We start from the raw sequence: 24917 nt of genomic DNA, 5'->3' as shown, positions 1-24917 counted from the left end.
GGTGGCTCGCACTTCGCCCTGGTCGAGGAGGCCGACGGCAAGGTGATCGGCTACCTGACCATGGAAGACGTACTGGAAGCCCTGGTCGGCGATATTCAGGACGAACACCGCAAGGCCGAACGCGGCATCCTCGCCTACCAGCCAGGCAAGCTGCTGGTACGCGGTGACACGCCACTGGCCAAGGTCGAGCGCCTGCTCGGCGTCGACCTCGATCACGTCGAAGCGGAAACCCTCGCCGGGCTGATCTACGAAACCCTCAAGCGCATGCCCGAGGAAGAGGAAGTGCTGGAAGTCGACGGCCTACGCATCATCGTCAAGAAGATGAAAGGCCCGAAGATCGTGCTGGCCAAGGTGTTGAAGCTGGATTGAGCATCCTCGCCGCCTTGTAGGATGGGTTGGGCGGAGCGATACCCATCATTCCGGAGCGATGGGTATCGCAAGCTCAACCCATCCTACGGCTTGGTTACTCGCCGCCAACGGCAAAGTTAGGCAGGCTGTTGACCGGCTGGGCAAAGTTGAAAGGAATCGATTCCAGCGCCAGGCCGACATTGCGCTGCACCACAAAGTGCAGGTGCGGGCCGGTGCTGTTGCCGGTATTGCCAGAGCGCGCAAGCAGGCTGCCGGCGCGCACGCGGCTGCCTTCGCTGACCGCCACCGAGCCCTTCATCAGGTGCAGGTAGACGCCCATGGTGCCGTCGTCGTGCAAGACGCGCACATAGTTGCCGGACGGGTTGTTGCCGCGACCGCTTTGCTGATTCTCGGTTTTCACCACGATGCCACCGCGCGCCGCAACAATCGGCGTGCCTTCGGGCATGGCTATATCCATGGCGTAGCGGCCTTTCGGGGTGAAGTGGCTGTACTTGCCGTTGGCGCCCTGAGTCAGGCGGAACGGGCCGCCGCGCCACGGCAGCGGGTAGCTCTTCTGCGTCGGCAGCAGGCGCGGATCGCCCATGGCGTAGCGCAGCTTGGGGGTATAGCGCATAGGTTTGCTGGCATCACGCGGGGCCAAGGTGGCCAGGCGGATATTGCTGCGCGGCGGCAGCACCCAGCTGATCGGTTTGTTCGGCACGCCCGTGACGTTGTCAGTGCCTTCCAGGCGCAGTTCGATCTGCACCGGTGCGTGCAGGTCGTTGCGCACCAACAGGGTTTCACCGGCCTCGTGTTTCTTGGTTTCCAGCTTTACCTGGTTGTCCAGGCGCTCGACCATACGGTCGCGAAACACGAACACCTGCGCACCGGGCGCGGCCTGGTCGGTATAGGTGACCACGCCGTTGGCATCGGTGTACTTATAAATAGTCAACGCCGCTGCCTGGCCGGCAAGGGTCAACAAACTGCAGAGAAGTATCAAACGCCCTAGCATAACGACTCGGATCTTATGATGTGCTGTGTCCGGACCATTGAGATTAGCAGCGCTACCGCCACCGTGCGAGACACCAAGGGTCAGGCTGTGAACCGGCTCACCGCCACCGGTCGGCATAAGCCGCCAGTTTTCCCGGATGGCGTCCAGACTTCGCCTGCGTGCAACACATTGCGCGGAGGTTGGCGCTAAGCGCAGCGTCGCCCTACGCGCCGGGGCTGAAATGCTTCTGCGCAGTCCCCCGGGCGATTAGCCGGGAGATGTAGTCGAGCTTCTGCGGGTCGCGGTCGACGAATCTGAAGGTCAGTTGCAGCCACTCGCTGTCGGGTTTTGGCTCGAAGGCCGCGACGGCATGCAGGTAGCCGTTGAGCCGTGCGGTTTCTGCCGCTTCGCCCTGTTCCAGATCGAGCACCGCGCTTTCCAGCACCTGCGGCAGTACCTCGGTGCGTTTGACCACCAGCAGCGCTTCTTTAAGGCTAAGCGCCTTGATCACGCAGGACATGCTGGCGCCACCGGGCAACCGCAACTGGCCTTGCCCGCGACCGCTGGGGGCGCTAGCGGCAGGTGCTTTGGCCGCAGCGGGTTTCCCGGCAAAGGCCGCAGCAGCTTGCACCGCTGGCCCTGCTGCTGGTTTGACTACATCGGCTTTGCCGCCGGTCAAAGCGGACAACGAGTCGTTGGCGAAAGAGCCGCTGCTAAGCATTTTCGGCGGCGAACTGGACATCAGTGCCTGCAATTTGCCGGCACGGCTGAGGGCCTTCTTCACCTTGGTGATCAGCTGTTCGTTGGAAAAGGGTTTGCCGATAAAGTCGGAAACGCCGGCCTGGATCGCCTGCACCACGTTCTCTTTGTCACCGCGGCTGGTGACCATGATAAACGGCACGATCTTCAGGGCTTCTTGTTCGCGGCACCAGGTGAGCAGTTCCAGGCCGGACATCTCCGGCATTTCCCAGTCACAGAGAATCAGGTCAACCGGCTGGCGCGTCAGCATCTGCAGGGCTTTGCGCCCGTTGACGGCTTCCTCGATCTGGATGCCTGGAAAGTGGTCGCGCAAACCCTTCTTCACCAAATCGCGGATAAAGGTTGCGTCGTCCACTACCAGCACGCTGACTTTGCTCATCGGCCACTCCTGTTCTGATGGCCTTAAGCATAGTCACGGCTACTGGCCAAAGGCCAACCGAAATGCACCATATGTCGCGATCAGGTGCATCTTGGCCATGCAGGGTCGCACGGGCCGCGCATCAACGCCGCCCGCAACAGCCGACTCAGTTGCCCTTGTTGGTGCCCTGCACTTCTTCCTGCATACGGGTCAGGCCGATGTGTTTGACGTCGGTGCCGCGTACCAGGTAGATCACCAGTTCGGCGATATTGCGCGCGTGGTCGCCGATGCGCTCCAGCGAACGCAGAGCCCAGATGATGTTGAGCACGCGCGAGATCGAGCGCGGGTCTTCCATCATAAAGGTCACCAGCTCACGCAGGGCGGTCTTGTATTCACGGTCGACGGTCTTGTCGTACTGCGCCACCGACAGCGCCAGGTCGGCGTCGAAACGGGCGAAAGCGTCCAGCGCTTCCTGCACCATCCGGCGTACCTGATCACCGATATGCCGCACTTCCACATAACCGCGCGGTGCTTCACCTTCTTCGCACAGCAGGATCGCGCGCTTGGCGATCTTGGTCGCTTCGTCGCCGATGCGCTCGAGATCGATTACCGACTTGGAGATGCTGATGATCAAACGCAGGTCGGACGCTGCCGGCTGACGACGAGCGAGAATGCGCACGCACTCTTCGTCGATATTGCGTTCCATCTGGTTGATCTGGTCATCGATCTCGCGCACTTGCTGAGCCAGACCGGAGTCGGCGTCGATCAGTGCGGTAACCGCATCGTTGACCTGCTTCTCGACCAGGCCGCCCATCGCCAGCAGGTGGCTACGCACCTCCTCCAGCTCGACGTTGAACTGCTGGGAGATATGCTGGGTAAGGTTTTCTTTGTTGATCATGTAAGAGTCCTAAGCCGGGTTGTACCTCCCCTCTCCTTCTTCGTTCATGAAGTGTGGGAGAGAGGCCGGAGGAAAGGGTCTGCACGCACCACCCTCTCCCTAACCCTCTCCCGCCAGCGGGAGAGGGGACTGATCCGTATTAACCATAGCGACCGGTAATGTAATCTTCGGTTTGTTTCTTCGCCGGGTTGGTGAACAGCGTATCGGTATCACCGAACTCGATCAGTTTGCCCATGTACATAAACGCCGTGTAATCCGAGACCCGCGCCGCCTGCTGCATGTTGTGGGTAACGATGACGATGGTGTACTTGGATTTCAGTTCGTAGATCAGCTCTTCGACTTTCAGCGTGGAGATCGGGTCGAGCGCCGAGCAGGGTTCGTCGAGCAGCAGCACTTCTGGCTGTACCGCCACGGTACGGGCGATCACCAGACGCTGTTGCTGACCGCCGGAGAGGCCGAGGGCGGAGTCGTGCAGGCGGTCTTTGACCTCATCCCACAGCGCCGCGCTTTTCAGTGCCCATTCCACGGCTTCATCGAGCACGCGCTTCTGGTTGATGCCCTGGATGCGCAGGCCGTACACCACGTTCTCGTAGATGCTCTTGGGGAACGGGTTGGGCTTCTGGAACACCATGCCGACACGACGACGCAGCTCGGCGACATCCTCGCCTTTGCGGTAGATGTTGGTGCCGTCGAGGTTGATTTCGCCTTCTACGCGGCAACCGTCGACCAGATCATTCATCCGGTTGAAGGTGCGCAGCAGGGTCGACTTGCCGCAACCAGACGGGCCGATAAACGCCGTTACGCGCTGGTTGGGAATGCTCATCTTGACGTCGAACAGCGCCTGCTTGTCGCCGTAGTACAGGTTCAGACCCGGCACGTCGATGGCCACGCGCTCGTTGGCCATGCTCAGGCCCTGGCGGTCGCGGCCGAGGGCCGCCATGTCGATACCGTGTGTATGTGCTTCGTGCTGCATGGGATGCTCCCTACGCTAACAAATTCGTTAAGCCGCCGCGGCCAGCAGGCCACGGCGCGATGATTAGTGATCCAGCGCCTTGTACTTCTCGCGCAGGTGGTTGCGGATATAAACCGCCGCCATGTTCAGCACCACGATGACCAGCACCAGCAGCAGCGCAGTGGCATATACCAGCGGCCGCGCGGCCTCGACGTTGGGGCTCTGGAAGCCGACGTCGTAGATGTGGAAGCCCAGGTGCATGATCTTCTGATCAAGATGCAGATACGGGTAGTTGCCATCTACCGGCAGACTCGGCGCCAGCTTGACCACGCCCACCAGCATCAGCGGCGCCACTTCGCCTGCGGCGCGGGCCACGGCGAGGATCAGGCCGGTCATCATCGCCGGGCTGGCCATTGGCAGCACCACGCGCCAGAGGGTTTCCACCTTGGTCGCGCCGAGGGCCAGAGAGCCTTCACGCACGGCGCGGGGAATCCGTGCCAGACCTTCTTCGGTGGCGACGATCACCACCGGCAGGGTAAGGATCGCCAGCGTCAGCGAGGCCCACAGCAGGCCCGGCGTACCGAAGGTCGGCGCCGGCGCAGCTTCCGGGAAGAACATGCGGTCGAGCGAACCACCCAGCACATAGACGAAGAAGCCCAGGCCGAATACCCCGTAAACGATGGCCGGGACGCCCGCCAGGTTGTTTACCGCAATGCGGATTACCCGGGTCAGCGGACCCTGCTTGGCGTATTCGCGCAGGTAGATGGCTGCGACCACGCCGAACGGGGTGACGATAACGGCCATGATCAGGGTCATCATCACGGTACCGAAAATCGCCGGGAAAATGCCGCCTTCGGTGTTGGCTTCACGCGGGTCGTCGCTGACGAATTCCCACAGTTTGGCGAAGTAGAAGCCGAGCTTGTCACCCATGCCCATGGCATTCGGCTGGAAGGCCCGTACCACCTTGCCGAGGCTGATGGTCACTTCGCGGCCATCAGCGGTCTTCAGCGTGACGCTGTCACGGTTGAACGCCTGATTAAGGGCGATCAGCTCGGTCTCCAGCACCTTGTACTCGGCATCCCACTGCGCGCGCTCGGCGTCCAGCTCGGCCTGGGCGACTTCGTCCAGTTTGCCCTGCAGCTCCAGCTTGCGGGTTTTCAAACGAATGCGCTCAAGCCCGGCGTTGATCCGGCCGATGTCTTTCTTCTCCAGGCGCACCAGTTGCTTGTGCAGCTGCTCGACACGCTCGATGCGCTCCAGCAGCACCGGCCAGCTGGCATCGCCTTCGGCAACCAGTTCACCGGCTTCCTTGACGTTGACCAGATAGCCATAGAAGTTGCCCCACTCGCGACGCTCCAGCGCCGTGAGGTTTTCCGGGGTGCGCAGGTCGCTCAGCCATTCGCCGACCACCCAGGTGAAGTCCGCGCCATACACGTCGCGGTTACCCACCTTGAACAGCTCGCGGGTCATAAACTCGCCGCCGTTGACGTCCACCGGCAAGCCGGAAGCGGCCAGACGCGCACGCGGCACTTCTTCGATCTGGGTGACCTCACCGGCCATCACCTTGGCTTCCTGACCAGGGATCTGGTAATGGGCCTCAACGATATCCGCCGGCCAGAAGTGGCCGAGGCCGCGCACGGCGATCACCATCATCAGACCCAGGGTCATGATCACGGCGATCGACACCGCGCCGGCATTCATCCAGATCCACGGGGTACCGCTCTTGAACCAGGTTTTCAGGTTGTTCTGTTTCACGGACATATACCTTCCCAAGCCTTAGAGCGAGGCGTACTTGACGCGCAGACGCTGGCGCACCAGCTCCGCCAGGGTGTTCATGACAAAGGTGAAGCCGAGCAGCACCAGCGCCGAGAGGAACAGCACGCGGTAGTGGGTACCACCGACCTCCGATTCGGGCATTTCCACCGCCACGTTGGCGGCCAGGGTGCGCAAGCCTTCGAAGATGTTCATGTCCATAATCGCGGTGTTGCCGGTGGCCATCAGCACGATCATGGTTTCGCCAACGGCGCGACCCATGCCGATCATCACCGCCGAGAAGATGCCTGGGCTGGCGGTGAGAATCACCACGCGGGTCAGGGTCTGCCACGGCGTGGCACCGAGGGCCAGGGAACCGAACGTCAGGCTCTTCGGCACGCTGAACACGGCGTCTTCGGCAATCGAGTAAATGGTCGGGATCACCGCAAAGCCCATGGCCAGGCCGACTACCAGGGCGTTGCGCTGGTCGAACGGAATGCCCAGGTCATTGCTCAGCCACATGCGCATATTGCCGTCGAACAGCCAGTTCTCGACATGGCCGCTCATGGCCAGCGAGACATAGCCCACCAGCAGAATCACCGGGATCAGCATCGCCGACTCCCAGCCGTCTGGCACGCTCAGGCGGATCGACTCCGGCAGGCGGCTCCACAGGTAACCGGCCAGCAGAATGCCGATTGGGGTGAACAGCAGCAGGCTGAAGATGCCCGGTAGATGGCCTTCCACATAAGGCGCGAGGAACAGGCCGGCGAAGAAGCCGAGGATCACCGTTGGCAGCGCTTCCATCAGCTCGATCACCGGCTTGACCTTGCGGCGTAGCGCCGGAGCCATGAAGTAGGCGGTGTACAGCGCAGCCGCGATGGCCAGCGGCGCAGCCAGGAGCATGGCGTAGAACGCCGCTTTCAGGGTACCGAAGGCCAGCGGCGCGAGGCTCAGCTTGGGTTCGTTGTCAGTGCTGGCAGAGGTGGACTGCCAGACGTGGCCCGGCGCGTCATAGTTCTCGTACCAGACCTTGCCCCACAGCGAACTCCAGGAAATTTCCGGGTGCGGGTTGTCGACCAGGAAACGCTGCAGCTGGCCGTCGCTCTCTACCAGCACGCGGTTGGCGCGCGGCGACAGAGCAGCCAGGGCCTGACCTTGAGCAACGGGTTCAACCAGCAGGGTGCGGTGCGCAGTGCTGTGGAAGATACCCAGGTTGCCCTTGGCATCCATGGCGAAGAAGCCCTTGCGGCGCTCTTCCGGGAGAATCTGCACAATTGGGCTATCAGCCAGCTGGAAGCTGCGGATCGAGGTCAGCGAGGCCTTGCCGTCTTCCTGACGCACCATAAACCACTGGCTAATGCCGCCACTGGTGTCGCCGATCATCAGCGAGATACCACCGAGCAGCGAGGTGGCGTTGCTGACTTCCAGCTTGCCGTCTTCCAGCAGCTTGTAGCGACCATTCAGGCTTTTGCTGCGCATATCGAAGACATCGGCAGTCGCGCGGCCATTGACCACATACAGCCACAGGTGGCGCGGGTCGATAATCAGCGCTTTGATCGGCTCGGCGATCTGCGGCAGAACGATACGCTCTTCGCTAAGGCTCACCTCGCCAGTCATCATGTTCTCTTCGCGGCCCAGGCTCACCACATGCAGCTCAGTGCCGGTGGAGCCAGCCAGCATCAGCGTGCCGCGGTTCAGGCTAAGGCCGACGTGGTCCAGCTCACGGCCTTGGGTATCGAGCTCAATCGGCGCCTCGCCGAAGGGGTAGTCGATGCTTGGCGCAATGGTCTTTACATCGTTCGGGTAGGTGATCTTGTAGACATGCTGGAACACCAGCACCTGGCCGTTGGACAGACCCAGGGCAACGCGGTTGCTACCCGGCTCATCTGTGCCAACTGCAACAATCCGTGCATCGGCCGGAATCGGCAGCTGCACACTGCTCAGCGGCTGCATCTTCTTCGCATCGAAGAACTGCACCTTACCGCTCTGATCCAGGCGCATGCCCATCTGGTTCTGTTCTTCCAGGGTCAGCAGCAGCGGCGCGGCGGCTTCATTCAGCCAGGCGACCTGCACCGGTTTGCGGCTTTCCAGGCTGGCGCCCTGGAACATCGGCATAACCACATAAGCCAGGTAAAAGAAGATCAGGGTGATGGCGCCGAGTACGGCCATACCACCGATGGATACCGCCCAGCGGGCGAAACGATCTTTCAGCGCGCGGATACGCCGCTTGCGCTGCAGGGCCGGGGTGTTGAAGTCCAGCCCGAGGGATTTCGATGTGGCGGTCATGGTTTCACTAGCCAAGTCATTCATAGGTAAGAGCGTCTCTGCGCAGCCATGAGCGCGCCATAGTGATTTCTGTCGCTATACGAGGCGCTAACTCTAGCCGCCCTATGTGACAGAAAAGTTACAGCGCTTTGACAAAGCAACGCCCACCTGTCGTAAACGGAGGTGGGCGTGCGACTTCTTTATGGTCTGCCATCCCTGGCGACCACCCTTCGGGCCGTCGCTGCGCGACGTTAAAAAGGGCTCCCGACCATTTTTTGGCGTCCTTGCCTGTACCGGGATTACTCCAGGCCCAGCTCCTTCAGGGTTTTCGCAGCCACTTTGCTTGGCAGCGGGATGTAGCCGTCTTTCACGACCACTTCCTGACCTTGCTTGGACAGCACCAGCTTGACGAACTCGGCGTCCAGCGGGCTCAGCGGCTTGTTCGGCGCCTTGTTGACGTAAACGTAGAAGAAGCGAGCCAGCGGGAACTTGCCAGCCAGGGCGTTTTCTTCGTTGGCGTCAAAGGCTTCGCCGCCTTTCTTCGACAGAGGCACAGTCTTCACGCTGGAAGTCTTGTAGCCGATGCCCGAGTAACCGATGGCGTTGATGGTGCTGGAGATCGACTGCACCACAGAAGCCGAACCCGGCTGCTCGTTGACGTTGGCCTTGAAGTCACCTTTGCACAGGGCTTCTTCTTTGAAGTAACCGTAGGTGCCGGATACCGAGTTACGACCGAACAACTGGATCGGCTTGGCCGCCCACTCGCCGGTCATGCCCAGGTCACCCCAGGTTTTGATATCGGTAGCGCCACCGCACAGACGGGTGCTGGAGAAGATCGCGTCAACCTGAGCCATGTCCAGGGATTTGATCGGGTTGTCTTTGTGCACGAATACCGCCAGGGCGTCGATGGCCACCGGCACGGCAGTCGGCTTGTAGCCGTATTTCTCTTCGAACGCCTGGATCTCGGCATCCTTCATCGCACGGCTCATCGGGCCCATGCTGGCGGTGCCTTCAGTCAGCGCGGGTGGCGCGGTGCTCGAGCCGGCGGCCTGAATCTGGATGTTGACGTTCGGGTATTCCTTTTTGAACTCTTCAGCCCACAGAGTCATCAGGTTGGCCAGAGAGTCGGAACCGACGCTGGACAGGTTGCCCGATACGCCGGAGGTCTTGGTGTAGCTCGGCAGAGCCGGGTCGACAGCAGCAACCGCAGTGGCGGTAGCCACGCCAGCGGCGACAAAAGTCATGGCCGCCATCAAACGCTTAAGTTTCATGCCTTACTCCTAGCAGACTAGTGTTGGATTGAACGGGGCCAAGTATCTGTAGGCCGCATGACGACTGTATGTAAGCAATGTGACAGTTAGATGAACGCTGCCGATGTTTTGCCGCAGTCGATGAAATGACTACAAAGTCCAGGCGGCCAAGTGCCATGGTCGCCCTGCGACTGCCGAGTCGCTATACTCGCTGCGCCCGCACTCCCGCGGGCCTGCTGGGCCGACCCGCGATAGCCGCAGAGCCTAACTCGCCGCCACCGCCAAGCCCCGCACCGCGCCAATAAAAACAACCGCGCCGCGAGCCTATCCGATGCACGATTTCGAACAGGAAGACCCCATTCCGCAAGGCGACCTGGCTTTGCAGATCACCGCACTGCCGCGTGAAACCAACGGTTTTGGCGATATCTACGGCGGCTGGCTGGTATCGCAGATGGACCTGGCGGGCACCGCCATGGCCAGCAAGGTGGCGGGCGGCCGCGTGGCCACCGTGGCCATCGACCGCATGGCCTTTCTGGTGCCGGTGGCGGTTGGCGCGCAACTTTCCTTCTATACGCAAACCGTGGAAGTGGGCCGCAGCTCGATCCAGATGCTGGTCGAGGTATGGAGCGATGACCCGCTGTCCAGCGAATGGCGCAAGGTCACCGAAGCAGTCTTCGTCTTCGTCGCCATCGACGGCAGCGGCCGCACTCGACCGGTGCCTGCGCGGCGCTGATAGCGGATGGTGAAACGAAAACGCCGGCTCAAGAGCCGGCGTTTTGCTGTGCGCTAAGAACCTGTTTCTGATCTCGCGAGCTAGAGCGAGACAAGGCAAAAACAGCCGAGGAAGCGGAGTTTACTGGTTGTAAATGAGCATTCCGAGGCTGTTTTTAACGCAGTATCGCCGACGCGCAGCAGATCCGAGACAGGTTCTAGATTAGCCGCGGATGTTGTAGATATCCTTCTCGTTCAGCTCGGCGTATTCGTACAGACGCTGCAGATAAGCCTTCTGCTGCGCCCACACCTTGCTCGCTACCGGATCGGCGGCGGCGCTGGCGTCGACCACTTCGGCGGCCACTTCCTTGAGCTTGGCCAGCACTTCGTCTGGCAGACGGCGCACTTCCACGCCTTCGCCTTTGAGCTGCTCCAGGGCTTCCATGTTCTTCGCGTTGTAATCGTCGAGCATGTCGCCGTTCACATCACGAGCGGCGGCACGGACGATGGCCTGCAGATCAGCCGGCAGGGTTTCCCAGGCCTTGATGTTGATATCCAGTTCGAAGGTGACGTTCGGCTCTTGCCAGCCCGGGGTGTAGTAGTACTTGGCGGCTTTATGCAGGCCCAGGGCCTGGTCGTTGTATGGACCGATCCACTCGGTGGCGTCGATGGCGCCGGTCTGCAGCGCGGTGAAGATCTCACCGGCCGGCATGTTGACCACGGTGCCGCCCATCTTGGTCAGCACTTCGCCGCCCAGACCTGGGGTACGCATCTTCAGGCCCTGGAAGTCGGCCACGCCGTTGATTTCCTTGTTGAACCAACCCGCGGTTTGCACGCCGGTCGCACCACAGGCAATCGGCAGTACGCCGAACGGTTTGTAGGTTTCTTCCCACAGCTGCATGCCGCCGCCTTTGTGCAGCCAGGCATTCATTTCCTGGGCATTGGGGCCAAATGGCAGGGCGCAGAAGAACTGCGCGGCCGGTACTTTGCCCTTCCAGTAGTAAGGCGCACCGTGGCCCATTTCGGCGGTGCCACGGCTCACTGCATCGAATACTTCCAGCGCCGGCACCAGCTCGCCAGCGGCGTAGACCTTGACCTTCAAGCGGCCGTTACTCATTTCTTCAACCAGCTTGGCGAAGCGCTCGGCACCGACGCCTACGCCGGGGAAGTTCTTCGGCCAGGAGGTGACCATTTTCCAGTTGAAGGTTTGGCTGCTCGCGCCTTCTTGGGGCTTACCAGCGGTTTCAGCTTCTTGTTTGCAACCGGCCAGTGCCGTGGCTGCAAGGCCTACGCCTGCTGCTGCGAGAATTTGACGACGTTTCATGCAAAGCTCCTTTATTGTTGTAGTGGTCTGACCACAGGATCACTGCGGACCCACCGCGCCTGAGTAACATAGGGGTAAGTGACTCTCAAGCCTAGCGGATACGACTAAAGTTGTAGTGCCATTGCCGCACGCGTACAGGCCTGCCTAGAATCGCCGGCCTGCCTGCCCACAAAGCCCATAACCATAAGGACTCATAATGTCCGATAAACCTCCTCTGCTGCTCAGCCTTGCCCGTCTGATCGATTCATTCAACGCCCATTTCGGCAAGGCCTGCGCCTGGCTGACCCTGTTTCTGGTGCTTGGCACCGCCATCGTGGTGGTCCTGCGTTACGGTTTCGGCATCGGCGCTACCGCCCTGCAGGAAGCTGTGCTGTACGCCCACGCACTGGTATTCATGGGCGCCGCCGCCTGGGTGTTGCAATGCAACGGCCATGTGCGCGTCGACATCTTCTACCAGAAGTTCAGCGCCAAACGTAAAGCCCTGGTCGACAGCCTCGGCACCCTGCTATTTCTGCTGCCGGTGTGCCTGTTCCTCGGTTGGGCCAGCTGGGATTACGTGAGTAATTCCTGGTCGACCCTGGAAGGTTCCAGCGAGTCCGGCGGGCTGAAATTCGTCTACCTGCAGAAGAGCATCATCCTGGTGCTGGTAGTCAGCCTGGTATTACAAGGAATCTCCGACTTGATCAAATTCGCCAATATCCTCACCGGCCGCATGCCAGCCGTGGAGGTGAACCATGGCTGAGTTGATGGCGATTCTGCTGTTTATCAGCATCTGCGCGGCTCTGATGGCCGGCTACCCGGTGGCCTTTACCCTGGGCGGTGTGTCGCTGCTGTTTGCCGGCATTGGCATCCTCACCGGCACCTTCGATGGCGGCTACCTGAGCGCCCTGCCCAACCGCCTGTTCGGCATCATGAACAACCAGACCATGCTGGCGGTGCCGCTGTTCGTGTTCATGGGCGTGATGCTGGAAAAGTCGCGGGTCGCTGAAGACCTGCTCGAATCCATGTCACGGCTGTTCGGCACCCTGCGCGGCGGCCTGGCGATTTCCGTGTGTGTGGTCGGCGCGCTGCTGGCGGCATCCACCGGGATCGTCGGCGCCACCGTGGTGACCATGGGCCTGCTGGCCCTGCCAACCATGCTGCGCCGTGGCTATGACCCGGCGATTGCCACCGGCACCCTGGCCGCCACCGGCACCTTGGGGCAGATCATCCCGCCGTCCATCGTGCTGGTGCTGCTGGGCGACGTGATGTCCAGCGCCTACCAACAGGCGCAGCTGAAGATGGGCATCTTCTCGCCGAAGACCGTCTCGGTCGGTGACCTGTTCGTCGGTGCGCTGATCCCCGGCTTGATGCTGGTGGGCATGTATATCCTCTACATCATCGGCGTGGCGATCCTGCAACCGAAGAAGCTGCCGGCCCTGCCGCAGGAAGAGCTGGGCCCGATCGAGTGGGGCAAGCTGATCAACGCCCTGGTACCGCCGCTGCTGTTGATCGGCGCGGTACTCGGCTCGATCCTCGCCGGCTACGCCACCCCGACCGAAGCCGCTGCACTCGGCGCCCTCGGCGCGATGCTGCTGGCCTTCTACAAGGGCAAGCTGAACTTCGGCCAACTGCGCCAAGTGGCCTACGGCACCACCGAAATCAGCGCCATGGTGTTCCTCATCCTGATCGGCGCCTCGCTGTTCTCCCTGGTGTTCCGCGGCTTCGGCGGCGAAGCGATGATCGAGGACATCTTTGCCCAGTTGCCCGGCGGCGTGCTTGGTGCGTTCTTCCTGGTGATGGTGGTGATCTTCCTGCTCGGCTTTATCCTCGACTTTATCGAGATCACCTTCGTGGTGGTGCCGATTGTCGGCCCGGTATTGCTGGCCATGGGATTGGACCCAGTGTGGCTCGGCGTGATGATCGCGCTGAACCTGCAGACCTCCTTCCTCACGCCGCCGTTTGGCTTTGCGCTGTTCTACCTGCGCGGCGTCACCCCGGCATCGGTGCCCACCAGCACCATCTATAAGGGTGTGCTGCCGTTTATCATGATCCAGATCCTGCTGCTGGTGATTGCCTACCAGTTCCCGGGGCTGATCACCTGGCTGCCGGAACAGGTCTACGGCAAGTAAGCCTGACTCCAGCCAAAAAACGCCCGTCACTGACGGGCGTTTTGCTTTCTGCGCGCAAGCTGGGCTCCAATAGCCTTCTTTATTCTTCCTTCTACGAGTACGCCGATGGCCAGATCCCATGTTGAACGCCTTGAACTGGACGAGCTGACCTGCTGGCGCGCGCGCTATGGCGCCTATGAACTACTGATCAGCCAGCAAGGCGCGCAAATCCTCAGCTACCAGACGGATGATCAACCGCCGCTGATCTGGCTCAGCGAGCAAGCGGCCTACAAGCGCGGCCAGGGCGTGCGCGGCGGCGTGCCGGTGTGCTGGCCCTGGTTCGGCAGCCTGCAACGCAACCCGCCGGCAGTGCAGGCCATGCATCTACAGCCAGAAACTGCGCCTGCCCACGGTCTGGTGCGCAACCTCGACTGGCAGCTGCAAGGCATCGATAGCCGCGATGACGGCATCCACCTGGAATTTGTCTACAACAGCGCCACCCAGCCACTGGCCGACTGGCCCCACGCCGCCGAACTGCGCTTCTCCATTCGCCTGGATGAGCGTCTGCATATCCAGCTGAGCAGCCGCAACCTGGGCGACACGCCGCTGGCGATCAGCCAAGCGCTGCACAGCTATTTTGCCGTCAGCGATGTCCGCAACGTCGCGGTCGAAGGCCTGCACGGCTGCCGCTATATCGAAACCCTGGAAGACTGGCAGCAACGCCAGCAGGACGGCCTGCTGCAGTTCAGCGGCGAGACCGACCGTATCTACCTCGATACCCCGGCGCAGCTGAGCATCCTCGACCGTGCCTGGCGGCGGCGCATCCAGCTGCACAGCAGTGGCTCGAATTCGGCCGTGCTGTGGAACCCCTGGACCGACAAGGCGCAACGCCTCTCACAATTCGCCGCCGACGCCTGGCCCGGCATGCTCTGTATCGAACACGCCAATGTGCTGGACGACATCCGCGTGCTGGCGGTGGGCGAGCAGCACCAGCTCGATGTGAGCCTCTGGGCTGAACCCAGCAGCGCTTAACCGACCAACGGCTCACCCCTTCCCCGCGCCGAGCCCGTTCGGGCTCGGCCTCAGCGCAGCCGTCACAGACCAATCCGGCAAAACCTGCACTGCATCACACTAACTTGCAGCAACCAGACAACTTTTGTGACGTGCCACTAATTTGCCAGTAAGCAATTACTTACATATATAGAGCCATATCCCTACATAACTTTTCAGACCCGTCTTATTGTGACGAAATACTCACAATTTTTAGGAACTATCGTTCCAGTTATTAATCGTCGAATATCGCTCACTGTTACATATTTCACACTTTCAACGGTTGTCCGACACTCTTCATGGGGCTAGGATGCCCACCTCACTAGGACGTGCGCAACTTGTTGCACATTTAAGTGCGCAACTCCTTGCGCACCCACAGCGCGGCAAGATGGTATTCAGAAGCACCACCTGCTTCTTCGAAGTTACCCGCAGCGATAATCGAGTCATGGAATGACCTATTCAAACAAACTCACGGCTCATTATTTAGAGCTGGCCAAACTTCCTATTAATGAAGGGAACTTTGCCGGTAATGACGTGCGTTATTCCAGCGAATACGAAGTTCTCGAAAATGAGCTGGGCAAGGCCACGGCGCTGCACGAAACGGCGGCGATTGACTGGCAAAAAGTCCGCGAAAACAGCGAGATACTGCTTAGCGGCCACTCCAAGGATTTGCGCGTCGCCGCCTGGCTGATCTGGGGGCTTTACCAACGCGAATCCTTCCCCGGCCTGCAAGCCGGTTTCAGCCTGCTGCACTACCTGTGCCTCAATCACTGGGTCGAACTGCACCCCCGCAAACCGCGCACCCGCGCCGCCGCCATCAGCTGGCTGATTCCACGCCTGGAGCAGGCGCTGGCCGAGCACGTACCAATTGGCGAGCAACTGGCGCTGTTCCGCAGTCTGGCCGAACAACTGCGCGCCCTGGAAGCCTGCCTGGCCGAACATCTGGGTGAAGATGCGCCACTGCTGCTGCCGCTGTGCCGTCGCCTGGATGAGCTGGTCAAGCGCGCCAGCCAGGGTCAGCCAGAGCCCGGCTCGGTCGGTGCGGCGATTGCTCAGGTCAAGCAGGCTGCCAGCCAGATGCTCACCCCCGGCGCGCCGGTGGAAAGCGAAAAGGAAGCGCACAAGAGCCTGCGTAGCCTGCAAGACCAGGCCCGTCCGCTCTGCGCTTATTGGCTCAAGCAGAAAGCCAGCGACCTGCGCGCCCTGCGCCTGGCGCGCACCCTGCTCTGGCTACCCATCGACAGCCTGCCGGAACGCAATGCCGAACAGATAACCGCGCTGCGCGGTCTGCCGGCGGACAAGCTGGCCAGCTATCAGGAGCGCTACCAAAACGGCCAATACGCCGATCTGCTGGTCGACCTGGAAGCCAGCATCGCCCGCGCGCCGTTCTGGCTCGACGGCCAGCATCTGGTCTGGCAGTGCCTGCACGAGCTGGACGCCGAGCAGGCGATGCGTGAAGTGGAAATCCAGCTCGCACTGTTTATGCAGCGCATGAGCGGCCTGGAAGAACTGCGCTTCCACGACGGCAGCGCCTTCGCCGATGCACAGACCCGCGCCTGGCTCAGCTCCCACGTGATGCCGCATGTGCAGGCCCCGGTCAGCGACAACGCCCCCGTAGCCAACGACGGCAACGCACTACCGGCCTGGGATATCGCCCTGCAGGAAACCCTGCCCAAGCTGCGCAAGGACGGCCTGAAATCCGCCGTGCAGCAACTCAAGCTCGGCCTGGCCAAGGCGCGCGGTGGCCGCGAACGCTTCTTCTGGCAGCTGACCCTGGCGCGCCTGTGCTACAGCGCAAAGAAATACGAACTGGCCAAAACCCAACTCGAATCGCTCGACCAGACGCTACAGGCCACCGGCCTCGGCGACTGGGAACCCGATCTCGCCCTGGACGTACTGCGCATGCTGCACAGCTGTTGTGAGCTGTTGCCGCAGAACCACGCGGTACGTGAAAGCAAGGAAGAGATCTACCGCAGGTTGTGCCACCTCGATCTTGAAGTGGTACTGGACTAGGCCCTCGGGCCATAACCGTAACGGAGAATGACCATGGCCAAAGAAGGCTCGGTAGCCCCCAAGGAACGCATCAACGTCACTTTCAAACCCGCCACCGGCGGTGCTCAGGAAGAGATCGAACTGCCACTGAAACTGATGGTTCTGGGTGACTTCACCCAACGCGCCGACGATCGCAAGATCGAAGACCGCAAGCCGATCAGCATCGACAAAAACAGCTTCGACGAAGTGCTGGCCAAGCAGGAACTCAACCTGACCTTCGCCGTGCCTAATCGCCTGCAAGACGACGCCGAAGGCGACGACATGGCGGTGCAGCTGCGCATCAACTCGATGAAGGACTTCAACCCGGCCAATGTGGTCGATCAGGTCCCTGAGCTGAAAAAACTAATGGAACTGCGCGACGCCCTGGTTGCTCTGAAAGGTCCACTGGGCAACGCCCCGGCCTTCCGCAAGGCAATCGAAAGCGTGCTGGCTGACGACGACTCGCGTGACCGCGTACTCGGCGAACTCGGCCTGGCTGCCCAAGGCAAGCTGGACTCCTGATTCAATTAACAAGGAAGCTAATTCATGAGCACTAGTGCAGCAGTAGAAAGCGGTCGCAGCGCCGCCGACCTCGGCATCCTCGACCGCATCATTGCCGAGACCAAACTGACTCCGGACGACGAAGCCTATGACATCGCCAAGCGTGGCGTGTCGGCCTTTATCGAAGAGTTGCTGAAGCCGCAGAACGAAAATGAGCCCGTGAAAAAGGCCATGGTCGACCGCATGATCGCGGAGATCGACGCCAAGCTCAGCCGGCAGATGGACGAAATCCTCCACAACGCTGAATTCCAGGCGCTGGAATCCTCCTGGCGTGGCCTCAAGCTGCTGGTGGATCGCACCAATTTCCGCGAAAACATCAAGCTGGAGATCATCAACGCCTCCAAGCAAGATCTGCTTGATGACTTCGAAGACAGCCCGGAAATCACCCAGTCCGGCCTGTACAAGCACATCTACACCGCCGAATACGGCCAGTTCGGTGGCCAGCCGGTCGGCGCACTGATCGCCAACTACTTCTTCGACCCGAGCGCTCCGGACGTCAAGACCCTGCAATACGTTGCCAGCGTCGCCAGCATGTCCCACGCACCGTTTATCGCCGCTGCCGGTCCGAAATTCTTCGGCCTGGAAAGCTTCACCGGCCTGCCGGACCTGAAGGATCTGAAAGATCACTTCGAAGGCCCGCAGTTCGCCAAATGGCAGAGCTTCCGCGAGCAGGAAGATGCTCGCTACGTCGGCCTGACCGTACCGCGCTTCCTCCTGCGCAACCCGTACGACCCAGAAGACAACCCGGTGAAGACCTTCGTCTACAAAGAGAACGTCGCCAACAGCCACGAGCACTACCTGTGGGGCAACACTGCCTACACCTTTGCTTCCAAGCTAACCGACAGCTTCGCCAAGTTCCGCTGGTGCCCGAACATCATCGGCCCGCAGAGCGGTGGCGCGGTAGAAGACCTGCCGCTGCACCACTTCGAAAGCATGGGCGAGATCGAAACCAAGATCCCGACCGAAGTGCTGGTCTCCGACCGTCGTGAATACGAACTGGCCGAAGAAGGCTTTATCGCCCTGACCATGCGCAAAGGCAGCGACAACGCCGCGTTCTTCTCCGCCAACTCGGCGCAGAAGCCAAAGTTCTTCGGCATCAGCGAAGAAGGCAAGACCGCTGAACTGAACTACAAGCTCGGCACCCAGCTGCCGTACATGTTCATCATCAACCGTCTGGCCCACTACCTGAAAGTGCTGCAGCGCGAGCAGATTGGCGCCTGGAAAGAGCGCACCGACCTGGAACTGGAACTCAACAAGTGGATTCGCCAGTTCGTTGCCGATCAGGAAAACCCGAGCTCCGAAGTACGTAGCCGTCGTCCGCTGCGCGCCGCTCAGGTGATCGTCAGTGATGTAGATGGTGAGCCGGGCTGGTACCGCGTCAGCCTCAACGTGCGCCCGCACTTCAAGTACATGGGTGCCGATTTCACCCTGTCGCTCGTCGGCAAGCTGGACAAGGAATAAGCATCCTTATGTCAGGTTACGGAAGCCTATTCGAACGCCTCGGCGGTGAAGCCAGCCAGCGCGCTGGCTGGAGCCGCGAGGTCGCCGCCATGGCGTCGGTGGCTACCCACCTGGCGAAAATGCTCAGCACCCGGGCGGGCAGCGTGCAAACGCTGCCCGACTACGGGTTGCCCGATCTCAACGATATGCGCCTGTCGCTGCACGATTCGCTGCAGCAGGCGCGTATCGCCATCGAACGCTTTATCGAAGCGTACGAACCGCGTTTAAGCGACGTGCGGGTGATTTCCCTGCCCCGCGATAACAACCCACTGAGCCTGGCCTTTGCCATCGAAGGCCTGCTGGAAGTGGACGGCCTTAAACGCCAAGTCAGTTTCTCCGCGCGCCTGGACGGCAGCGGACAGGTCAAGGTCAATTAAGGAGAGCCCATGTCCGGTAAACCCGCAGCCCGCGTCAGCGACCCAACCGCCTGCCCGATCCCCGGCCACGGCCCCAATCCGATTGTCGCCGGCTCCCCCGACGTGCTGTTCGACAGCCTGCCGGCCGCGCGCATGGGCGACCCCACTGGCTGCGGCAGCACGCTGGCCAGCGCGGTCATCCCCACCGTGCTGATCAACAACAAGCCCGCCACCGTGCTCGGCACCGTGGGTAGCCATGGCAATCCGGTGATCGCCGGTTCCGGCACCGTGCTGATTGGCGGCTAAGCCGACACAGCCACAAGGACGAACTGCTGAATGTCTTTTAACCACTACTACCAGAGCGAACTCACCGCCCTGCGCCAACTCGGCAAGCGCTTTGCCGAGCGCAGCCCGGCGTTGGCGCCGTTTCTTGGGCAGAGCGGGCGCGACCCGGATGTCGAGCGGCTGCTGGAAGGCTTCGCCTTTCTGACTGGGCGCCTGCGGCAGAAGCTTGATGACGAGCTGCCGGAGCTGACCCATTCGCTGATGCACTTGCTGTGGCCGAACTATATGCGCCCGCTGCCGGCGTTCAGCATGTTGCAGTTCGACCCGCTTAAACGCCCTGGCGGTGCCTTGCTGGTGCCACGCCATACGCCGGTGGAATCCAAGCCGATCCAGGGCGTGACCTGCCGCTTCCGCACCGCCTTTGCCACCGAAGTGCTGCCACTGGCCCTGAATGGCCTGGATTACTCGGTCAAGGGTGATGGTGCGCTGCTCAGCCTGCGCCTGGCGATGAGTGCCGATGGCCATCTGGGTGATCTCGACCTCAAGCAGTTGCGTCTGCACCTGTCCGGTGAGCGCTATATCAGTCAGCTGCTGTACCTAAGCCTGCTGCGCCACCTCGGCGGTGTGCAGCTGGTGTTGCTGAATGCGGCCGGCAAGCCCTTACAGGGCGCGGATGATCGCCCATTGCTGCCACTGCAGCTGCCGGCCAGCAACGTTCAGCCGGTGGGTTTTGCCGAAGATCAGGCGCTGATTCCCTACCCGCTGAACACCTTCCGTGGCTACCGCTACCTGCAGGAATATTTCGCCTTCCAGGACAAGTTCCTGTTTGTCGACCTGCTCGGCCTGGATGTGCTCAAGCGCGTGCCCGAAGACGTGCTCAAGCAGGCGCGCGGCATCGAGCTGCGTTTCGATATCCACAAGGCCGGCGTGCAACGTATCCGCCCGACCCTGGATAACGTGCGCCTGTACTGCACGCCGGTGGTCAACCTATTCGCCCATGACGCCATCCCGATTCGTCTGGACGGCAAGCAGGATCAGTACCTGCTGCTGCCCTCAGAGCTCGACTCCGAGCATTGCGGGGTGTTCTCGGTGGATCGCGTCACCGGCTGGAAGCCCGGCGGCAAGGGCTATGAAGAGTACGTGCCGTTCGAATCCTTCGAGCACGACGCCAGCTTCGATGTGCCCCTGGCGCGCCCGCACTACAGCGTGCGCCAGCAACCTTCGCTGCTCGGCGACGGTCTGGAAACCTACCTGAGCTTCGGCCTGCGCAACCTCGATCAGCACGAAACGCTGTCGATCGAGCTGACCTGCACCAACCAGAACCTGCCACGTCAGCTGGGCCTCGGCGATATCTGCATGCCCTGCGAGGACACCCCGGACTTCCTCACCTTCCGCAATATCAGCGCGGTCACGCCGAGCTATGCGCCGCCGCTGCACCGCGACTTTCTCTGGAAGCTGATCAGCAATATGTCGCTGAACTACCTGTCGCTGGCCAACGTCGACGCGCTCAAGGTGATCCTCGAAACCTACGACCTGCCGCGCTACTACGACCAGCACGCTGAGAAGGTCAGCAAGCGCCTGCTCGACGGCCTGAAAAGCATCAGCCACCAGCACGTCGACCGCCTGCACCGCGGCCTGCCGGTACGCGGCGTACGCACGCAATTGACGATCAACCCCGAGGGTTATGTGGGCGAGGGTGACCTGTTCCTCTTCGCCACCGTACTCAATGAATTTTTCGCCCTGTATGCCAGCTTGAACTCGTACCACGAGCTGCGCGTACAGAGCACACAGGGAGAGGTGTACCAATGGACGCCGCGCATGGGGCTACAGCCCCTGCTCTAAACCGGCTTAGCCGGGGCATCCGCGAGTACAGCCTGTTTCAGGGTGTGCAGCTGGTGCTGGAACGCTTGCACGCTGCCCATCCTGAACTGGATGAGGAGGCGCTGTATCAGCGACTGGAACTGCAGGCCAACCCGAGCATGGGGTTCCCCGGTAGCGATATTGATCGCGTGCAATTCTTCGAAGAGCACGGCGAACTGCGCGCCCGCTTGCGCATCAACCTGGTCAGCCTGTTTGGTGCCGGCTCGCCACTGCCAGCGTTCTATGGCGAGCAGGCGCTGGGCGACAGCGAAGATGGCAACCCGACCCGCGACTTCCTCGACCTGTTCAACAACCGCCTGCAGCGTCTGTTGCTGCCGACCTGGCAGAAATACCGCTACCACACACGCTTCCAGAGCGGCGCGGTCGACCCATTCTCCGCGCACCTGTTTGCCCTGATCGGCCTGGGCGGCGAAACCATTCGCAGCGCCTCCGAGCTGAACTGGAAGCGCCTGCTGCCCTACCTCGGCCTGCTCAGCCTGCGCGCCCACTCGGCTGCGCTGATCGAGTCGGTGCTGCGCTACTACTTCAAGCACGCCGACCTGCATATCGAACAGTGCCTGGAGCGCCAGGTGGAAATCCTCGGCGAGCAGCGCAACCGCCTCGGCCTGGCCAACAGCCAGCTGGGTGAAAGCCTGGTGCTCGGTGAGTTCGTGCGTGACCGCGGTGGCAAGTTCCGCATCCATGTACGCCAGCTGAACTGGGATCGCTTCCATGAATTTCTGCCCATCGGCAGCGGCTACCAACCGCTCTGCGCGCTGGTGCGCTTCACCCTGCGCGACCCGCTGGATTACGACATCCGCCTGGAACTGCGCCAGGACGAAATACGCGAATTGCGCCTCGGCGCGGACAACCCCTGCCTGCTCGGCTGGACCACTTGGCTGGGGCGTGAAAACGCCGACGGCGTGGTCACCCTCGGCAGCAAAGCTCATTAAGGAAGATGGAAATGATCAACGTCGATTTACAGCAACTGGTTCAAGCCCTCGACGCTGCCAGCAAATATGACCTGGAATGCGCCGCCGAGCGTTGCGTAGTTCGCGGTGGCAGCAAGATTCTGGTGGAAGACCTGTTGCTCGGCCTGCTTGAGCGTCCTGAAGGCTTGCTGCCCCGCGCCTTGCAAGATGCCGAAGTGGACGCCGGCGAGCTGACCCGCGCGCTGCAACCGCGTGGCGAACACAGCGAATCGCGCAACCCGGTGTTTGCCACCGAACTGGTGCAATGGCTGCAGGACGCCCTGCTGGTTGCCAGCCTGGAGCTCGGCCAGAGCCAGGTCGATGAAGCCGCGCTGATCCTCGCCCTGCTGCGCAATCCGATGCGCTACGCCGGCAGCCACTATCAACCACTGCTGGCCAAGCTGAATGCCGAGCGCCTGCGCGAATTCGCCATGGCCCAGCAGCCGCAAACCGCCGCTGGCAAACCTGCAGCCGGTGGCGAATCGAACCTCTCGCGCTTCACCCACAACTTCACCCAGCAAGCCCGTGACGGCAAGCTCGACCCGGTGCTGTGCCGCGATGGCGCGATCCGCCAGATGATCGACATCCTCGCCCGCCGGCGTAAAAGCAACCCAATCGTGGTCGGCGAAGCCGGTGTCGGCAAAACCGCCATCGTCGAAGGCCTGGCCCTGCGCATCGCCGCCGGTGAAGTGCCGGCCGCACTCAAGGGTGTCGAACTGCTATGCCTGGACCTCGGCCTGCTGCAAGCCGGCGCCAGTGTCAAAGGTGAATTCGAACGCCGCCTGCAGGGCGTGATTGATGAAGTGAAGGGTTCGCCCAAGCCGATCATCCTGTTTATCGATGAAGCCCATACCCTGATCGGTGCCGGTGGCCAGGCTGGCAGTGGCGACGCGGCCAACCTGCTCAAGCCCGCCTTGGCGCGTGGTGAGCTGCGCACCATCGCCGCCACCACCTGGAGCGAATACAAGAAGTACTTCGAGAAGGACCCAGCCCTGGCCCGTCGCTTCCAGCCGGTACAGCTGCATGAGCCGACCGTCGATGAAGCCGTGACCATCCTGCGTGGCCTGGCGCCTGTTTACGAGAAAAGCCACGGTATCTACCTGCGTGATGACGCCGTGGTCGCTGCCGCCGAACTCTCTGCGCGCTACCTGGCTGGCCGTCAGCTACCGGACAAAGCCGTCGATGTACTCGACACCGCCTGCGCCCGTGTACGCATCAGCCTGGCCGCCGCCCCGGAAGCACTGGAGCGTCTGCGCGGCGAAATCGCCGAAGGTGAACGGCAGAGCGAGGCCATGGGCCGCGATATGGAAGCCGGCCTGAAAATCGACAGCGAAATCCTCGAACAACTCGAAGCACGCCTGAGCCAGGCCCGCGCCGAACTGGAGCAGATCGAAACCCGTTGGGCGGTGCAGCGCGAGCTGGCCGAACGCCTGCTGGAATTGCGCAAGCAGTGCGCCAGCCTGCGCCAAAACCCTACCGAAGCCGAGAACAGTGACGGCCAGGCCGTACAGCTGGAGCAACTGGAAGGCGAACTGCGCGCCGTGCAAGCCGAGCTGGCCAGCGCTCAGGTGAATGAACGCCTGGTCAGTTTTGAAGTCTGCCCACGCCTAGTAGCCGAAGTGATCAGCCACTGGACCGGCGTGCCGCTGAGCCAGCTGGCCCGCGAGCACAACAGCAAGGTGCTGACCTTCGCCAGCGACCTTCGCCAGCGAGTACGCGGCCAGGAGCAAGCCATCGCTGCGCTGGACCGCTCGATGCGCGCCACCGCCGCTGGCCTCAACCGCGCCGATGCGCCGGTCGGCGTATTCCTGCTGGTCGGCCCCAGCGGCGTCGGTAAAACCGAAACCGCACTGGCCCTGGCGGATCTGCTGTATGGCGGTGAGCGCTTCCTCACCACCATCAACATGTCCGAGTTCCAGGAGAAGCACACCGTTTCCCGGCTGATCGGCGCACCGCCCGGCTACGTCGGCTATGGCGAAGGCGGCATGCTCACCGAAGCCGTGCGGCAGAAGCCCTATTCGGTGGTGCTGCTCGATGAAGTGGAAAAAGCCGATCCAGACGTGATGAACGTCTTCTATCAGATCTTCGACAAGGGCGTGGCCAACGACGGTGAAGGCCGCGAGATCAACTTCCGCAACTGCCTGATCCTGATGACCAGCAACCTCGCCAGCGAGCGCATCGCCAGCCTCTGCCAGGGCGGCCAGCGCCCGGATGCAGAAGACCTGGAGCAGGCGATTCGCCAGACCCTGACTCAGCATTTCAAGCCGGCACTGCTCGGTCGCATGCGCGTGGTGCCGTACTACCCGATCAATGGCGAGGTGCTCAACGAGCTGGTCGGCCTCAAGCTCGCGCGTTTCGGCGAGCGCCTGCAGCGCCGTCAGCTGCAGTTCAGCCATTGCCCGGCGCTGCTGGAAAATCTCGCCGAACGTTGCAGCCACAGCGACAGCGGCGCGCGCCTGATCGATCACCTGATCGACCAGCACCTGCAACCGCTGGTGGTCGATCGCCTGCTCGACGCCATGGCCAGCGGCGAAAGCCTGCAACGCGTGCACGCCACCCTGGACGGCGAAGGGACGGTGGTCTGTGAGTTCGCTTAATGTGTCGC

General features: G+C 61.6%; 21 protein-coding genes. 13 read left to right on the top strand and 8 right to left on the bottom strand.

Features of this window, described 5'->3' with window-relative positions; translation table 11 throughout:
• Window positions 1-369: transporter associated domain-containing protein (locus tag Q8O69_RS08495; protein ID WP_305591232.1), on the top strand; the 369-nt coding region annotated here is incomplete at its 5' end.
• A gap of 94 nt (window positions 370-463) precedes the next feature.
• Here Q8O69_RS08495 and Q8O69_RS08490 read toward each other — a convergent pair.
• The 7 genes from Q8O69_RS08490 to Q8O69_RS08460 all read right to left on the bottom strand — a co-directional run bounded on the left by Q8O69_RS08490 (window position 464) and on the right by Q8O69_RS08460 (window position 9594).
• A complete protein-coding gene (locus tag Q8O69_RS08490; protein ID WP_305591230.1) occupies window positions 464-1360 on the bottom strand; it encodes a peptidoglycan DD-metalloendopeptidase family protein in 897 nt (298 codons plus the stop codon).
• A 202-nt stretch (window positions 1361-1562) separates the two neighbouring features.
• A complete protein-coding gene (locus Q8O69_RS08485; protein WP_305591228.1) occupies window positions 1563-2477 on the bottom strand; it encodes a response regulator in 915 nt (304 codons plus the stop codon).
• Between the two features lie 145 nt (window positions 2478-2622).
• The gene (gene phoU, locus Q8O69_RS08480) at window positions 2623-3354 is read right to left on the bottom strand and encodes a phosphate signaling complex protein PhoU (RefSeq protein ID WP_090379653.1); all 732 of its coding nucleotides are present in this window, start codon (window positions 3352-3354) and stop codon (window positions 2623-2625) included.
• A gap of 139 nt (window positions 3355-3493) precedes the next feature.
• Window positions 3494-4327: a phosphate ABC transporter ATP-binding protein PstB gene (pstB, locus tag Q8O69_RS08475; RefSeq protein ID WP_305591226.1), complete on the bottom strand. Its 834-nt coding sequence runs from the start codon at window positions 4325-4327 to the stop codon at window positions 3494-3496.
• 63 nt (window positions 4328-4390) lie between these two features.
• Window positions 4391-6067: a phosphate ABC transporter permease PstA gene (gene pstA, locus Q8O69_RS08470; protein WP_305591224.1), complete on the bottom strand. Its 1677-nt coding sequence runs from the start codon at window positions 6065-6067 to the stop codon at window positions 4391-4393.
• A gap of 15 nt (window positions 6068-6082) precedes the next feature.
• Window positions 6083-8368 carry an ABC transporter permease subunit gene (locus Q8O69_RS08465; RefSeq protein WP_305591222.1) on the bottom strand — a complete coding sequence of 762 codons (2286 nt, stop codon included), beginning with the start codon at window positions 8366-8368 and terminating at the stop codon, window positions 6083-6085.
• A 254-nt stretch (window positions 8369-8622) separates the two neighbouring features.
• Window positions 8623-9594: a PstS family phosphate ABC transporter substrate-binding protein gene (locus tag Q8O69_RS08460; protein ID WP_305591220.1), complete on the bottom strand. Its 972-nt coding sequence runs from the start codon at window positions 9592-9594 to the stop codon at window positions 8623-8625.
• A 310-nt stretch (window positions 9595-9904) separates the two neighbouring features.
• Here Q8O69_RS08460 and Q8O69_RS08455 point away from each other — a divergent pair, with 310 nt between their 5' ends.
• Window positions 9905-10306, top strand: coding sequence for an acyl-CoA thioesterase (locus tag Q8O69_RS08455; protein ID WP_160342913.1), 402 nt, complete (start codon window positions 9905-9907; stop codon window positions 10304-10306).
• A gap of 201 nt (window positions 10307-10507) precedes the next feature.
• Here the strand turns inward: Q8O69_RS08455 and Q8O69_RS08450 are convergent, their stop codons facing one another.
• Complete coding sequence (locus tag Q8O69_RS08450) at window positions 10508-11608, bottom strand: TRAP transporter substrate-binding protein (protein ID WP_305591218.1); 1101 nt, start codon at window positions 11606-11608, stop codon at window positions 10508-10510.
• A 196-nt stretch (window positions 11609-11804) separates the two neighbouring features.
• Here Q8O69_RS08450 and Q8O69_RS08445 point away from each other — a divergent pair, with 196 nt between their 5' ends.
• The 11 genes from Q8O69_RS08445 (at window position 11805) to tssH (ending at window position 24909) form a co-directional block, all read left to right on the top strand.
• Complete coding sequence (locus tag Q8O69_RS08445; RefSeq protein WP_305591216.1) at window positions 11805-12350, top strand: TRAP transporter small permease subunit; 546 nt, start codon at window positions 11805-11807, stop codon at window positions 12348-12350.
• Window positions 12343-13719 carry a TRAP transporter large permease subunit gene (locus tag Q8O69_RS08440; protein ID WP_275960181.1) on the top strand — a complete coding sequence of 459 codons (1377 nt, stop codon included), beginning with the start codon at window positions 12343-12345 and terminating at the stop codon, window positions 13717-13719. Before Q8O69_RS08445 ends, Q8O69_RS08440 begins: the two co-directional genes overlap by 8 nt.
• Before the next feature lie 105 nt (window positions 13720-13824).
• Window positions 13825-14730 carry a D-hexose-6-phosphate mutarotase gene (locus Q8O69_RS08435; RefSeq protein ID WP_305591214.1) on the top strand — a complete coding sequence of 302 codons (906 nt, stop codon included), beginning with the start codon at window positions 13825-13827 and terminating at the stop codon, window positions 14728-14730.
• 468 nt (window positions 14731-15198) lie between these two features.
• Window positions 15199-16761, top strand: coding sequence for a type VI secretion system protein TssA (gene tssA / locus Q8O69_RS08430; RefSeq protein ID WP_305591212.1), 1563 nt, complete (start codon window positions 15199-15201; stop codon window positions 16759-16761).
• Between the two features lie 33 nt (window positions 16762-16794).
• The gene (gene tssB / locus Q8O69_RS08425; protein WP_090379617.1) at window positions 16795-17301 is read left to right on the top strand and encodes a type VI secretion system contractile sheath small subunit; all 507 of its coding nucleotides are present in this window, start codon (window positions 16795-16797) and stop codon (window positions 17299-17301) included.
• 24 nt (window positions 17302-17325) lie between these two features.
• Entirely contained in the window at window positions 17326-18801 is a 1476-nt protein-coding gene (gene tssC / locus Q8O69_RS08420) for a type VI secretion system contractile sheath large subunit (protein ID WP_108489172.1), read from the top strand.
• 8 nt (window positions 18802-18809) lie between these two features.
• Window positions 18810-19217 (top strand): type VI secretion system baseplate subunit TssE, encoded by a 408-nt coding sequence (gene tssE / locus Q8O69_RS08415; protein ID WP_305591209.1) that lies wholly within the window; start codon window positions 18810-18812, stop codon window positions 19215-19217.
• Between the two features lie 9 nt (window positions 19218-19226).
• Entirely contained in the window at window positions 19227-19502 is a 276-nt protein-coding gene (locus Q8O69_RS08410) for a PAAR domain-containing protein (RefSeq protein ID WP_305591207.1), read from the top strand.
• Between the two features lie 30 nt (window positions 19503-19532).
• Complete coding sequence (tssF, locus tag Q8O69_RS08405; RefSeq protein ID WP_305591205.1) at window positions 19533-21323, top strand: type VI secretion system baseplate subunit TssF; 1791 nt, start codon at window positions 19533-19535, stop codon at window positions 21321-21323.
• The gene (gene tssG / locus Q8O69_RS08400; protein WP_305591203.1) at window positions 21287-22294 is read left to right on the top strand and encodes a type VI secretion system baseplate subunit TssG; all 1008 of its coding nucleotides are present in this window, start codon (window positions 21287-21289) and stop codon (window positions 22292-22294) included. The genes tssF and tssG overlap by 37 nt, the downstream gene beginning before the upstream one ends.
• A gap of 5 nt (window positions 22295-22299) precedes the next feature.
• Entirely contained in the window at window positions 22300-24909 is a 2610-nt protein-coding gene (gene tssH / locus Q8O69_RS08395) for a type VI secretion system ATPase TssH (RefSeq protein WP_305591201.1), read from the top strand.
• Window positions 24910-24917 lie beyond the last annotated feature (8 nt).

It is taken from the genome of Pseudomonas sp. (genome assembly GCF_030690725.1).
Taxonomy (GTDB): domain Bacteria; phylum Pseudomonadota; class Gammaproteobacteria; order Pseudomonadales; family Pseudomonadaceae; genus Aquipseudomonas.
The sequence above is the reverse complement of the archived record's forward strand: the minus strand, read 5'-3'. Positions and strand labels throughout refer to the sequence as shown.